Genomic DNA, 12,246 nt, shown 5'->3' with positions numbered 1-12,246 from the left:
AACAAAAAAACAAATGGTCAAAACGATAGTTAACGAACAAAAAAGGGTCATTTAATCTTTTTGGCTAACGACTCCCGTGCGTTACACTTGGTGTCAGGCTGGCAGCCATGCATTTATACTCATCGCATCTCTAAATTCGATTTTTATCGCCCCGCATCCAACCTTCTCCCAGCAGGAGAAGAGCATAGATGCCGAATCTCGAGGATCGAAGTATAGATAATTCACGATCCCACCACGCCCAAATCTAATGCTGGCCGGTTATCTTCTTCAAAGTGCGCATTTCTCCATTTTGTTTGAACCCTACGGTTGCGCCTTAAATTTGCATTGTGCATCCCAGGGACTGATAAGCGAGTGATTTTTGTCACATTGATATGATTTTTGTCTGTGAGTAAAGCTTGATATTTTTCCATTTTAACACCGATTGCTGGTCATGCGTACGATCATTAGCCGTTATTTGGAATGAAGGGGCTTAGGCTAGCGGGACAAGGAAACGTTACTTATCCGGCGATCCACCGCCCTCAACATATGCCGCTTTTGCTTAAAGGGTAAGCGTCAAAATGGAATCAGACCGGCATCGAATCGATAGGGACAGAACTGTCGAAAAGTGTCTCAGGTGCGATGTCGATATTACCTGGCCACACGACAGTGCCGTAGTCGACATAAGCCAAAGAAAAAAAGCCTGGATTGGCCAGTCGGCGAAATACCGGGTAATGCAAATAAGGACGCATATCGAAATAGCGCCGCTCACCGTTATTGAAAGTCAGCAACAAAGCAAATTCATCTGTCGTTTCGACGGATTTGACCTCGATCATAGTTTTACTTTTTCAACGCAAAGAATCGATCATAAATTAATGTTAGCCGGTCTACAAAAACATAACGCTGTCTTTTTCAAAAGCAATGATATCGACGCTAGCGACGCCCCTGCCCGCCTCGCTGAATGATTTTTTGTTGGAAGTGCACTCACAGTGATCAGGTTTCTACGTTAATATCCTCTTTTTTCCAAGAATCCATCAGAGCGAGTTATGAAACCGGAAGAAGTTGCCTTTTATCTGCGGAACAATCCGCAATTTTTTGATGATTATGCCGAAATGCTGGCTGAAATCAGGATCCCGCATCCTTACGACGGCCGGGCGATCTCGATCAGTGAGCGGCAGATCGCGTCATTGCGGGAAAAAAACGGTCAATTGCAGCAGAGGCTGCATGAATTGATCAGTATTGGCGAAAACAACGACGCCATCGGCGAGAAAATGCACCGGCTCACCGTGGCACTCATCTCGTTCAATACGCTGGAAACGATGCTGCAAGGTTTGTACGATCATTTACGGGATGATTTTTCCATCTCTCATGCGGTCATCCGGTTATGGTTTCCGTACGAGATCAGCCGCAAAAAACCGCGCCTCGAATTCACACCGGTCAGCGATGCAGTGCGCGTCCTGATCGATAACATGAAAAGACCTTATTGCGGATCGCTGCTGGCAGATGAGATCAAACAATGGTTCGGGCAGGATGCCAAGCGTTTGCAGTCTTTTTCCTTGATTCCACTTCGCAGGAATCAGCCCATCGGTTTATTGGCGATGGGCAGCCCGTCATTGGAGCGGTTTTATCCCGATATGGGCACGCTTTATCTGGAACGGCTGGGCGAGCTGATCGCGAGCACGCTCGCCCGGCTGACCGATTATCGTATCGACCTGCCAGCACATGCCCCCCCCCAATCCTGACGACCCGGCAGCACTGGTCGGCGCCTTTCTCGCGCATTTGACCCAAGAACGGGGGTTTTCGCCGCTGACCGAAAAAAGCTACGCACGTGACCTGGCCGCTTTGCTGCACCATTCCGCAGGTAAGCCGTTGCGCGCATTGCACATGCACGATATTCGCCATTTCGTGTTCAAACTGCATGCGAGCGGACTTTCCGGCAGGAGTCTCGCACGCATGCTCTCCGCCTGGCGCAGTTTTTACCGCTATTTGATCCGCCATCATAGTTTCAGCGACAATCCGTGCCTGGGCGTGCGCGTCCCCAAATCGCCCGGAAATTTACCGCATGCCCTCTCGCCGGAGGAAGCCGCCAAGCTCATGGCGTTCGATCCTGGCGATCTGCTCGAAGTGCGCGACCGCGCGATGTTCGAATTGTTTTATTCATCCGGCCTGCGTCTAGCGGAATTGACCGGGCTGACGCCCAAAGATATCGATTTTGCGGATGGCACGGTGCGGGTGCACGGCAAAGGCAGCAAAACCCGCATCGTACCGGTGGGTCGCTTTGCGCTGCAGGCGTTACAGGCTTGGCTCGCGTTACGGCAAGGGATGACAGCGCAGGAAGAAAACGCACTCTTTCTTTCGCGCCAAGGCAAGCCGATCAGCCCGCGCGCGGTTCAATACCGCTTGCAAGCCCGCGCCGCCCGGCAACAGCTCGATAACCCTGTCTTTCCCCATGCATTGCGGCACTCGTTTGCCTCTCACCTGCTGCAATCGAGCGGAGATTTGCGTGCCGTGCAGGAAATGCTGGGGCATGCCAATATCAGCACCACGCAGGTGTATACCCATCTCGATTTCCAACATCTCGCCAAAATTTACGACAGCGCGCATCCGCGTGCAAAGCGGAAAAACAAGCCTGTCCGCTGATTTTTTAGCAAAATTTCATTTTCACAGTCTCTCAGCGGGAATACTAACGATCGGGGGCCAGTATCAAAGGCGGTTTATGAAATTTATGGCGCATGGCGTTGATCGCTTTCAATATGCCGGGCCGGCCGACGATTTTGGCTTCCAGTTCGCGCTTTCCAGGAAAATCCAGCAAGGAAATGCCGATCAACATGGTGAGAATGCCTTGTCCAGGCAAAAACAGCATGATAAAACCCGCCACCAAGAATACCGAACCGACGCAATTCTTGAGGATCAGGCCGATGATACGCAGTACCGGATGATGGTCTTTCATCCAGTAGCGCGGGATGCGCGTGTCAAAATAGTCCGCGGGCAAACGGATCAGAATGATCGGGATCGTGATCACGGAACCAATCAAACCGACAATCGATGCGATGGTAAAACCGATCAGCACATGCAGCGGAATCCATTGTTGAATATATAAATATAGCTCATTCATGACGTGTCTCTCACGCTATCGCTCGGGGCAAGCATAAACCGATGCACTATATATACGCTTCGCACCTCAAAATTCAATTTTTTATCATCCCTCATCCAACCTTCTCCCAGCGGGAGCAGGTATAGGTGCTGAATTTTGAGGTGCGATGAGTATATACCCTAGGGGTTTGTGCCAATCGTGTGTGCGATCGCCGCTTAAATGCCCAGTTTGATATTCTTGATCGTGATCGCTTCCAGCGCGTCGAATTTGGTCGGGTTCATCATTTCTTCCAGCAATTTCTTGATATCTTCGATACTGGCCTTGGACAGATTGATATCCAGTTCAACGGTCACTTCTACTTTCATAGGCGGCTCCTGTGAGAGATTTTTTTCAATAGTCAAAAGTATTTTGTTTCCAAAGCGATGGCTACAGCAATTCGTTAGCCAGATTGGCCAAGGCCGAGCGCTCGCCCTTTTCCAGACGGATATGCGCAAACAATGCATGCCCTTTCAAGCGGTCGATCAGGTAAGTCAGCCCATTGGATTGCTCGTCCATATAAGGCGTGTCGATCTGGTTGATATCCCCCGTGAACACGACCTTGGTACCCTCGCCCGCCCGGGTGATGATCGTTTTCACCTCGTGCGGCGTCAGGTTTTGCGCTTCATCGATAATAAACATGACATTGGACAGGCTGCGCCCGCGAATGAAAGCGAGCGCGGTGATGGAAAGCTTGCCGCTTTCTTCCATGTCGTCCAATACCTTGGATTTTCGCTCGGTTGCACGAAACTGGCTTTTGATATAGGTCAGGTTATCCCACAAGGGTTGCATATAGGGCGATATCTTGTCTTCCGCACTGCCCGGCAAAAAGCCGATTTCGCGGTTGCTCAACGGGATGACCGGCCGCGCGAGGATGATCTGGTTGAATTTATTTTTTTGCTCGAGCGCCGATGCGAGCGCCAGCAGGGTTTTGCCGGTACCCGCCACCCCTTGCAGAGCGACAAGCTTGATCTCGTCGTTCAACAGCGCATTGACTGCGAAAGCCTGTTCGGCATTTCTGGGTTTGATGTTGTAGACATAGCTTTTTTCAACCCGCTCGACGGTGTCGGTCGCTTGATGGTAGCGCGCCAGCACCGAGTCGCTGCCGCTTTTGAGAATATAATAGCCATTGGCGATTTTGTGGCTGCCGAGCAAACCGGCTTCCTCCACGCTGCCTTTGTGATACAGCGCACTGATGATAGTGGGCGCGACGTGCTCGATCACGGGAAAGCCGGTCGAAATATTTTTGACGTTCTTGACCTTGCCCGTTTCATAGTCTTCGGAAGGCAAGCCGATCGCTTTGGCTTTCAACCGCAAATTGATGTCCTTGGTGACCAGAACCACCTTGGCCGTTTTTTCGGCCTGCGCGAGCGTAAGGGCGGCATTGATGATCTTGTGATCGTTTTTTCCTTTACCGTAGATTTCTTCAGCATCCATGCCGCTGACCAGGTTGGACATGACGATCTTCAACTTTCCTTGCTTGGGTCCAAGCGGAATCCAGTCACTCAAACCATTGTTTCCCGACAGCTTGTCCAGAAAGCGGATGACCTCCCGTGCCTCGAAATTTTTCATCTCATTGCCGACCTTGAAGCGATCCAACTCCTCCAGACAGGTAATGGGGATGGCGACATCGTTTTCTTCAAAATTCTTGATGGCATTGTGATCGAACAGCAGCACGGAAGTATCGAGCACGTAGATTTTTTTAGCGTGTTTCGCCATGATTTTAATTGTCAGCTGGAAGCCGTCAAAGGAAATAGAAAGAAATAGAAAAAATATACACCCTTTCCAAGCAGGAAAACCATCTAAAAATTTGACCAGCCCATAGCCAACGGCTCAAGGCGGGCACGACCCCTATTTGCTCATTTGCTTGCCTATAATTTACCACGGCAAGGTGGGGTAACCCCTGCCGCGGTGACAGTGACTATTCGACGAAAACCGCCGTCCCGCTGACCGATACCATCAGCATGCCATTTTCCTTACCGAGCACTTCATAATCGATGTCGATGCCAACGACTGCGTTGGCGCCGAGTTCCTCGGCGCGCTCTTGCAGCTCTTCCAACGCATAATCGCGCGCACGCTGCAACTCTTTCTCGTAGGTGCCTGAACGCCCGCCGACAAAATCGCGAATCCCGGCAAAAAGATCTTTCAATACATTCGCACCGAGCACAGCTTCGCTGGCAACGATGCCACAATATTTCGTAACGCGCTTCCCGTCGATATGGGGCGTGGTGGTAAGTAGCATGATCAATTTTCTCCTTGATTTTATGAATTTACGATGACATGGCCAAGCGCCACTCAGTTTTTCCAATTACCGGCAATCTGCCGAGCATGGTTGATTGTTCGTATCCATTCCATGAGACAAACTCAAATCCGATACCAGCCAGTGATATAATTGCACCCGATTTGAACAACCATTCACCTCGATTATCCGGAAAATATCAGCTTGAGCATACAAAAAAAACCAACAGGAATGGCCAGCGCCAACCATTCTTTTCTCACGCTTTATCGATAGCTTCAACAAAATCCCGAGCATGTTTCGCTTCCGCTTCCCGCTTTTGATTCAGCGCTACTGACGTATCGATTTATTTTATTTATTGGAGGAAAAATGAGTCACACACTATATGAAACCAAGATTCAGCGCGTGCAGCGTTGCGAGTTGGCCGTACCCGGTTCGCGCCCGGAAATGTTTGAGAAGGCATTGAAAAGCGGCGTGGATTTCATCTTTCTGGATCTGGAGGACGCTGTTGCGCCCGACGATAAATTACAGGCCCGGAAAAACATCATTCAGGCGATCAACGATCTCGACTGGAAAGGACACGGCATTACGCTGTCGGTACGCATCAACGGGCTGGACACGCAATATATGGTGCGGGACGTGGTCGATCTGGTCGAACAGGCAGGGCATAAAATCGATACCCTGTTGATCCCGAAAGTCGGTGTTTATGCCGACGTTTACATGGTGGAAGCCATGGTCAGCCAACTGGAAATGCAGCAAGGACTCAAAAACCGCATCGGGCTGGAAGCGCTCATCGAAACGGCGCTGGGCATGGCGAATGTCGAGGATATCGCGCGTAGTGGGGCATGCGGACGGCTGGAAGCGCTGCATTTCGGCGTGGCCGACTATGCAGCCAGTAACCGCGCCCGCACCACCAACATTGGCGGGCTCAATCCCGATTATCCCGGCGATCAGTGGCACGCAGCGATCAGCCGCATGACCGTCGCATGCCGCGCTTTTGGGTTGCGGCCGATCGATGGACCTTTTGGCGATATTCAGGATCCGGAGGGCTACAAGCTGGCAGCCAAACGGGCTGCTGCGCTGGGTTGCGAAGGCAAATGGGCCATCCATCCCACACAAATTGCGCTGGCCAATGAGGTCTTTACACCGCCCGCCGCAGAAATCGAAAAAGCCAAACGCATCCTGGCTGCGTTGAAAGAAGCTGCCGCCCAGGGCAAAGGCGCCGCTTCGCTCGATGGTCGTCTGATCGATGCCGCTTCGGAAAGAATGGCCAATAACATTGTGAAAGCAGCCGAAGCGATTGCCGCAAAAAATAAATAGCCCACAGTCGGCTGATTGATAGTTCTTTGAAAGAAAAGGGAGAAAGACATTGGATATTCACGAGTATCAGGCAAAAGAAATCCTGGTTGAGTATGGCGTCAAGATTGCAGAGGGCGGCTTGGCCTATACGGTCGACGAAGCCGTGCAGCGCTGCCGGGAAATCGATGGAAGTGTCTGGGTCATCAAGGCGCAGATTCATTCTGGCGCCCGTGGCAAAGCAGGCGGCATCAAAGTTTGCCGGACACATGATGAAGTAGAGGCGGCCGCTGAGGCGCTTTTGGGCAAAAAACTGGTCACGCATCAGACCGGCCCGGCCGGTAAGATTTGTAACCGGCTATATGTCGAGGCTGGCACGGAAATCGCCAGAGAGCTTTATCTATCGTTCATGATCGACCGCAGCCATGAACGTGTCATCATGGTCGGTTCGGCCCAGGGTGGTATGGAAATCGAACGCCTGGCCGTCACCGACCCCAATGCCATCATCAAAATCTATGTAGAACCGGCAGTCGGGCTGCAGGATTTTCAGGCGCGCACCATGGCGTTTGCCTTGGGTCTCGGCGAAGACTTGCTCAATCACGCGGTCAAGACCATCAAAGGGTGCTACCGCGCCTTGCGTGACCTGGACGCCAATATTCTGGAAATCAATCCGCTGGTCGTAACCAAAAACAATGAGTTGATGGCGTTGGACGCAAAAATGAGTTTCGACGAGAACGCTTTGTTCCGCCGCCATCGAATCGCGGAATTGCGTGACAACACGCAAATCGATCCACGCGAAGTGGCCGCCGCAGAAGCCGGTTTGAGCTATGTCGGGCTGGATGGTGATATCGGCTGCATGATCAATGGCGCGGGTTTGGCGATGGCGACCATGGACATGATCAAACTGGCAGGCGGGGAGCCGGCCAATTTTCTGGATGTAGGCGGCGGCGCGTCGGCGGAGCGGACTGAGAAAGCATTCCGCTTAGTACTCGCGGATGAAGGCGTCAAAGCGATGTTGGTCAATATTTTTGCCGGCATCAATCGCTGCGACTGGATCGCCGAAGGGGTCGTTCAGGCTGTGCGCAATATCGACATGAAAGTGCCGCTGGTCGTACGCTTGTCCGGCACCAACGTCGAAGAAGGCCGCCGCATCATTGCTGACAGCGGCTTACCGATCATTACGGCAGAAACATTGGCGGATGCAGCAGAGAAAGTGGTCCGGGCACGCGACGAAATGGTTGCAAAACAAGGGTAAGGGAGAACAGACAGAGTGGCTATTTTAATTGACGAAAAAACGCGCATCATCGTGCAAGGCTTTACCGGCCGGATTGGTACCTTTCATGCGCAGGAGATGATCGAATATGGTTCCAACGTGGTCGGTGGCGTAACACCGGGCAAGGGCGGACAGACGCATTTGGGATTGCCGGTTTTCAATACCGTGAAAGAAGCGGTCGAGCAAGTCGGTGCGGAAGCGAGCATCGTGTTCGTACCGCCCGCCTTTGCAGCGGATTCGATTATGGAAGCCGCCGATGCAGGCATCCAATATTGTGTTTCCATCACGGATGGAATTCCGACTCAGGATATGATGACGGTCAAAAGCTTTTTACGCCGATTCCCTAAAGCGAAACGCATGATGCTGACCGGCCCGAATTGCTCCGGCACCATCAGCCCGGAGCGGGCCATGTTAGGCATTATGCCTGGCCATATCTATAAACGCGGCAATGTGGGCATCGTCGGGCGCTCGGGAACGCTCGGCTATGAGGCGGCAGACCAAATGCGCCGGCTCGGTATCGGAATCTCGACCTCGGTCGGGATTGGCGGTGATCCTATCATCGGCAGCTCGCACCGCGATGTACTGGAAAAACTGGAGCAAGATCCCGAAACCAAAGTGGCCTTGATGATCGGTGAAATCGGCGGGCCGCAAGAAGTGGAAGCGGGTATTTTTGCCAAAGAAAACATGAGCAAGCCTTTGATCGCCTATATTGCCGGATTGACCGCACCCCCTGGGCGGCGGATGGGCCATGCGGGTGCAATTATTTCCACCGCTGGCGAGAGCGCCGCGGAAAAAGTCGAACGCCTGAAGGAATTGGGTGTCACCATTTGCCCCACCCCTGCGTTGATGGGACAAACGGTCGCGGAAGTATTGGCTCGTCTTTAGTGTTTCATCGCTAGTCTCTATTCATCGTCCAGCAAAATTTGATATCCCGACCTTCTTTCATGAGAAGAAAGCGGATGAAAGCTACATGACAATCTGATTTTGCTGCGCAATTGGCAATAGTCGGTTATCAAGCTATCGATCAGGCTCCGCAAGCAGCCTGATCGATTCGCTTGAGCCTGACCTTTGCCACAGCACAATCCTACGCAAAACCAAAAAAGTAACCGATTTGACGACATATGGATATCCATCAAAATACTGACAAAAAAAGAATTTCAGCGATCGCACGCTTTTTGTTTTTATCCCGTTGGTTGCAGTTGCCGCTCTATCTGGGGCTAGTGCTCGCACAGTGCATCTATGTTTTCCATTTCTGGGTCGAACTGACCGACTTGATGGGCGCGATCATGGGTGACAAAGATGCACTGCAGCATATTCTGCATAGTGTTTCTCCGGAAGATGACGATGCGCCTCTAAAAATCACCGAAACTGCGATCATGCTGGTGGTATTGGGTCTGATCGATGTGGTAATGATTTCCAATCTGTTGATCATGGTCATCATCGGTGGTTACGAGACGTTCGTATCGCGCATGAATCTGCAAGGTCACCCTGACCAGCCGGAATGGCTGTCGCATGTCAATGCGTCCGTATTGAAAATCAAACTGGCCACGGCCATCATCGGCATTTCGTCGATTCATTTACTGAAAACGTTTATCAATGCCAGCGCTTATGACGAGAAAACACTGATTGCGCAAACGGCTATCCACATTACGTTCTTGCTATCCGCGGTGGCGATTGCCTACACGGATCGACTGATGGCTTCGACCTTGCAAAGCAGGACGGAATCAGGCCACTGAGGGCGGTAATTCGTTCAGTAGTTCGAGCAGACCAGACAAGGCGGTGGCCACGGCTTGCCGCCTGACCGCTTCCCGATCTCCTGAAAAAAAGCAGGTTCGCGTTCTGGCGAGGCCCTGTTTGAGCGCCCATCCAAAACAAACCATACCGACCGGCTTGTCTGCCGATCCCCCACCAGGGCCCGCAATACCCGTGACAGCCACAGCTACCTGCGCCGCACTCATTTTGAGCGCGCCCGCCGCCATTTCTTGCGCAGTTTGCTCGGAGACGGCGCCATGTTGAGCCAAGGTGATCGCTTGTACGCCCAGCATTTGCTGCTTTGCCTGATTACTATAGGTAATGTATCCACGATCATACCAAGCCGAGCTGCCTGCTAGGGATGTTACAGCCTGCCCTATCCATCCCCCCGTGCACGATTCCGCGCTCACCAGCCAGCACCCCCGCCCAGCAAGGGCAGCCCCTACTTCCTGGGCAAGCACTTGCAGTGTTTGATCATCGCACTTCATTTCAGATTGTTAAAAATAGCTTTCGAATAACACGAGTGATTTCCAGCCAGCCAGACAAAGCAAAGTGTAGAAAGCAGCGAGCAAATCATCGAACATGACGCCGAGCCCACCGCGCAGCTTGCGTTCAAAATACTTGATCGGCGGAGGTTTGAGAATGTCAAAGAAACGAAATAAGATGAAGGCGGCGATTGCCCACAACCAATGATCGGGAATGAAATAAAGCACCAGCATGAACGCGACGATTTCATCCCATACCATGCCCGAATGGTCGTGAGCGTTCAGCGCTTTGCCAGTCACACTGCAAGCCCAAATACCGGCAATGAAAAAAATATCGATCGCCAGCAATAGCGCGATGGGCTCGAACATCGAATTGAGCGTCCAGAAGATTGGAAAAGCGATAAGCGTTCCCATGGTGCCTGGCGCATACCGGCTTAAACCGACCCCCCCGCCGAATGCGATGAAGTGCGCGAAACGGCTGTGCACGAACGCCATATCAGGCTGCAAAGGGGGAAGCTTGAAATTGGATTGATAGGGTTCAGGTAAGGAAGTGGTCATAGCCTTTTTTCTCGTATGTTAGGGCATTACCGTTCGAATCAAGCACGCGCAAGCCTTCGCCTTCGGTGATTTCTCCTATGCAGGACAAAGGGATAGCCAATTGTTGCGCTAGCTGCATGATCTCAACTCGCTTGGATTCGGGTGCGGTAAAACACAGTTCATAATCATCGCCCCCCGCCAGTAAGCAGTCAACTGCCAATGCTGTTGCCATGTGTTTTTTTACAACGGTTGAGCAGGGAATTTTTGCTAAATAGACCGTTGCGGCAGTGTGGGAGCATTCCAGGATATGCCCAAGATCGGCTAGCAAACCATCGGAAATGTCGATCGCACTGCGAGCAAGATCGATCAATTGCTGCCCGAGTTCGACACGTGCCGTGGGCGTGAGCAGAGCAGGCAGGCAGGCTGCCAATTCCGCCGGATCGAGCTCGATGCGCCGTTGCAGATGCGCAAGTGCCATTGCGGCATCGCCCAATTGCCCAGAAACCCAGATGTCATCTCCAGGCAATGCGGTGCTTCTTCTCAGCGCCTTGCCCTTGGCAACTTCGCCGATGATCTGAACGCCGATATTCAAGGGGCCGCGGGTGGTGTCACCACCAATCAGCTCCACCTGGTAGGCATTTGCCAGCGAAAAAAAACCCCGCATGAACGCTTCCAGCCAGTCCGGCTGGCTTTGTATCCGATCGACCGGCAACGTCAGCGCGAGCGTAACCCAACGCGGTGTCGCGCCCATGGCGGCCATATCGGACAAATTGACCGCCAGCGCTTTGTGGCCGAGCTTGCCCGGATCCGTATCGGTAAAGAAATGCCGATCCGCGACCAATGTATCGGTGGAGATGGCTAAATCCATACCAGGGTCACAAGCGATCAACGCGGCATCGTCCCCTATACCCAATACCGCCCGATGAATCGGCCGAGTAAAGTAGCGACGAATGAGATCAAACTCGGAATTCACGCCTTACCTATTATAGCCTGCAGGTGATCAACCCACTTCTGCCAGGCAACAACGATCACAAACGTTTATGGGGATTCCTCCTTCTTCCTGGCTTGCGATTGCACTTCGACAGCACGCAACTTTGTCGCAAGTTTATCCAGTACGCCATTGATGTATTTGTAGCCATCCGTTCCGCCGTAGGTTTTGGCCAGCTCTATCGCTTCGTTGATAATGGCGCGATAAGGAATTTCCACATGATGGATGAGTTCATACGTACCGAGAAGGAGTATGGACGATTCGACAGGGCTGAGGTCAGCCATCGCGCGATCGAGATAGGGTTGGATTTGCTGTTCCAACATCGTTGCGTTGTTGATTGTACCGAGAAATAGGCGCGAAAAAAAAGCTTCTTCTACTTTCGAATAAATACTCGTTTCCCGCAATTGGTCTTCGATAAAACTTGCTTCACCCCCCGCAATTCGCCATTGATAAATACCCTGCAGCGCCAGTTCACGTGACAGATGACGGCGCTTCTTGTATTTAAAGCCTGTTTTTGCAGGAGGGGTTGATTGTATAGCCGCCATGGAAAGTTGCTTAAAGTATGCGAACGAG

15 protein-coding genes and 1 pseudogene are annotated in these 12,246 nt (G+C 52.0%); 6 read left to right on the top strand and 10 right to left on the bottom strand.

The window, feature by feature from the left end:
- Positions 1 to 221: 221 nt before the first annotated feature.
- Together C8R30_RS07905 and C8R30_RS07900 are read right to left on the bottom strand one after the other, a co-directional pair.
- On the bottom strand, positions 222 to 410 hold the full coding sequence (locus C8R30_RS07905; protein WP_107789910.1) for a hypothetical protein: 189 nt from the start codon (positions 408 to 410) through the stop codon (positions 222 to 224).
- A 153-nt stretch (positions 411 to 563) separates the two neighbouring features.
- Positions 564 to 812: a DUF2442 domain-containing protein gene (locus tag C8R30_RS07900; RefSeq protein WP_090668616.1), complete on the bottom strand. Its 249-nt coding sequence runs from the start codon at positions 810 to 812 to the stop codon at positions 564 to 566.
- A gap of 210 nt (positions 813 to 1,022) precedes the next feature.
- Here C8R30_RS07900 and C8R30_RS07895 point away from each other — a divergent pair, with 210 nt between their 5' ends.
- Together C8R30_RS07895 and xerC are read left to right on the top strand one after the other, a co-directional pair.
- Positions 1,023 to 1,718 carry a DUF484 family protein gene (locus C8R30_RS07895; RefSeq protein WP_107784035.1) on the top strand — a complete coding sequence of 232 codons (696 nt, stop codon included), beginning with the start codon at positions 1,023 to 1,025 and terminating at the stop codon, positions 1,716 to 1,718.
- Positions 1,699 to 2,616 (top strand): tyrosine recombinase XerC, encoded by a 918-nt coding sequence (xerC, locus tag C8R30_RS07890; RefSeq protein WP_107789909.1) that lies wholly within the window; start codon positions 1,699 to 1,701, stop codon positions 2,614 to 2,616. The genes C8R30_RS07895 and xerC overlap by 20 nt, the downstream gene beginning before the upstream one ends.
- 43 nt (positions 2,617 to 2,659) lie before the next feature.
- Here xerC and C8R30_RS07885 read toward each other — a convergent pair whose 3' ends face one another.
- The 4 genes from C8R30_RS07885 to C8R30_RS07875 all read right to left on the bottom strand — a co-directional run bounded on the left by C8R30_RS07885 (position 2,660) and on the right by C8R30_RS07875 (position 5,348).
- Positions 2,660 to 3,091 carry a PGPGW domain-containing protein gene (locus tag C8R30_RS07885; protein WP_107784037.1) on the bottom strand — a complete coding sequence of 144 codons (432 nt, stop codon included), beginning with the start codon at positions 3,089 to 3,091 and terminating at the stop codon, positions 2,660 to 2,662.
- Between the two features lie 194 nt (positions 3,092 to 3,285).
- Complete coding sequence (locus tag C8R30_RS15875) at positions 3,286 to 3,435, bottom strand: hypothetical protein (RefSeq protein WP_177182315.1); 150 nt, start codon at positions 3,433 to 3,435, stop codon at positions 3,286 to 3,288.
- Between the two features lie 61 nt (positions 3,436 to 3,496).
- Entirely contained in the window at positions 3,497 to 4,825 is a 1,329-nt protein-coding gene (locus C8R30_RS07880; protein ID WP_090668606.1) for a PhoH family protein, read from the bottom strand.
- 202 nt (positions 4,826 to 5,027) lie between these two features.
- The gene (locus C8R30_RS07875) at positions 5,028 to 5,348 is read right to left on the bottom strand and encodes a heavy metal-binding domain-containing protein (RefSeq protein ID WP_090668603.1); all 321 of its coding nucleotides are present in this window, start codon (positions 5,346 to 5,348) and stop codon (positions 5,028 to 5,030) included.
- Positions 5,349 to 5,711: 363 nt separating this feature from the next.
- On the opposite strand from C8R30_RS07875, the gene C8R30_RS07870 reads away from it, so the two are divergent.
- The 4 genes and pseudogenes from C8R30_RS07870 (at position 5,712) to C8R30_RS07850 (ending at position 9,647) form a co-directional block, all read left to right on the top strand.
- Positions 5,712 to 6,662, top strand: a complete 951-nt coding sequence (locus tag C8R30_RS07870) for an HpcH/HpaI aldolase/citrate lyase family protein (protein WP_090668599.1) — start codon at positions 5,712 to 5,714, stop codon at positions 6,660 to 6,662.
- 46 nt (positions 6,663 to 6,708) lie between these two features.
- Positions 6,709 to 7,893: pseudogene (locus C8R30_RS07865) on the top strand (malate--CoA ligase subunit beta); the annotation flags it as partial.
- Positions 7,894 to 7,908: 15 nt separating this feature from the next.
- On the top strand, positions 7,909 to 8,796 hold the full coding sequence (sucD, locus tag C8R30_RS07860; protein WP_090668593.1) for a succinate--CoA ligase subunit alpha: 888 nt from the start codon (positions 7,909 to 7,911) through the stop codon (positions 8,794 to 8,796).
- A 236-nt stretch (positions 8,797 to 9,032) separates the two neighbouring features.
- Positions 9,033 to 9,647, top strand: a complete 615-nt coding sequence (locus C8R30_RS07850) for a YqhA family protein (protein ID WP_090668591.1) — start codon at positions 9,033 to 9,035, stop codon at positions 9,645 to 9,647.
- Here C8R30_RS07850 and pncC read toward each other — a convergent pair.
- The 4 genes from pncC to nusB all read right to left on the bottom strand — a co-directional run bounded on the left by pncC (position 9,636) and on the right by nusB (position 12,218).
- Positions 9,636 to 10,151: a nicotinamide-nucleotide amidase gene (pncC, locus tag C8R30_RS07845; protein WP_090668588.1), complete on the bottom strand. Its 516-nt coding sequence runs from the start codon at positions 10,149 to 10,151 to the stop codon at positions 9,636 to 9,638. The genes C8R30_RS07850 and pncC overlap by 12 nt on opposite strands.
- 9 nt (positions 10,152 to 10,160) lie before the next feature.
- Positions 10,161 to 10,706: a phosphatidylglycerophosphatase A family protein gene (locus tag C8R30_RS07840; RefSeq protein WP_090668585.1), complete on the bottom strand. Its 546-nt coding sequence runs from the start codon at positions 10,704 to 10,706 to the stop codon at positions 10,161 to 10,163.
- Entirely contained in the window at positions 10,687 to 11,658 is a 972-nt protein-coding gene (gene thiL / locus C8R30_RS07835) for a thiamine-phosphate kinase (RefSeq protein WP_090668582.1), read from the bottom strand. The genes C8R30_RS07840 and thiL overlap by 20 nt, the downstream gene beginning before the upstream one ends.
- 65 nt (positions 11,659 to 11,723) lie before the next feature.
- Positions 11,724 to 12,218 carry a transcription antitermination factor NusB gene (gene nusB / locus C8R30_RS07830; protein ID WP_090668580.1) on the bottom strand — a complete coding sequence of 165 codons (495 nt, stop codon included), beginning with the start codon at positions 12,216 to 12,218 and terminating at the stop codon, positions 11,724 to 11,726.
- Positions 12,219 to 12,246: the final 28 nt, after the last annotated feature.

The sequence above is a fragment of the Nitrosomonas nitrosa genome (genome assembly GCF_003051105.1).
GTDB classification, from domain to species: Bacteria; Pseudomonadota; Gammaproteobacteria; order Burkholderiales; family Nitrosomonadaceae; genus Nitrosomonas; species Nitrosomonas nitrosa.
The sequence above is the reverse complement of the archived record's forward strand: the minus strand, read 5'-3'. Positions and strand labels throughout refer to the sequence as shown.

What these genes read in the sequence shown, in the direction of transcription:
- C8R30_RS07905 (WP_107789910.1), bottom strand. Translation starts at nt 410, where the DNA reads ATGGAAAAATATCAAGCTTTACTCACAGACAAAAATCATATCAATGTG.
- C8R30_RS07900 (WP_090668616.1), bottom strand. Translation starts at nt 812, where the DNA reads ATGATCGAGGTCAAATCCGTCGAAACGACAGATGAATTTGCTTTGTTG.
- C8R30_RS07895 (WP_107784035.1), top strand. Translation starts at nt 1,023, where the DNA reads ATGAAACCGGAAGAAGTTGCCTTTTATCTGCGGAACAATCCGCAATTT.
- xerC (WP_107789909.1), top strand. Translation starts at nt 1,699, where the DNA reads ATGCCCCCCCCCAATCCTGACGACCCGGCAGCACTGGTCGGCGCCTTT.
- C8R30_RS07885 (WP_107784037.1), bottom strand. Translation starts at nt 3,091, where the DNA reads ATGAATGAGCTATATTTATATATTCAACAATGGATTCCGCTGCATGTG.
- C8R30_RS15875 (WP_177182315.1), bottom strand. Translation starts at nt 3,435, where the DNA reads ATGAAAGTAGAAGTGACCGTTGAACTGGATATCAATCTGTCCAAGGCC.
- C8R30_RS07880 (WP_090668606.1), bottom strand. Translation starts at nt 4,825, where the DNA reads ATGGCGAAACACGCTAAAAAAATCTACGTGCTCGATACTTCCGTGCTG.
- C8R30_RS07875 (WP_090668603.1), bottom strand. Translation starts at nt 5,348, where the DNA reads ATGCTACTTACCACCACGCCCCATATCGACGGGAAGCGCGTTACGAAA.
- C8R30_RS07870 (WP_090668599.1), top strand. Translation starts at nt 5,712, where the DNA reads ATGAGTCACACACTATATGAAACCAAGATTCAGCGCGTGCAGCGTTGC.
- C8R30_RS07850 (WP_090668591.1), top strand. Translation starts at nt 9,033, where the DNA reads ATGGATATCCATCAAAATACTGACAAAAAAAGAATTTCAGCGATCGCA.
- pncC (WP_090668588.1), bottom strand. Translation starts at nt 10,151, where the DNA reads ATGAAGTGCGATGATCAAACACTGCAAGTGCTTGCCCAGGAAGTAGGG.
- C8R30_RS07840 (WP_090668585.1), bottom strand. Translation starts at nt 10,706, where the DNA reads ATGACCACTTCCTTACCTGAACCCTATCAATCCAATTTCAAGCTTCCC.
- nusB (WP_090668580.1), bottom strand. Translation starts at nt 12,218, where the DNA reads ATGGCGGCTATACAATCAACCCCTCCTGCAAAAACAGGCTTTAAATAC.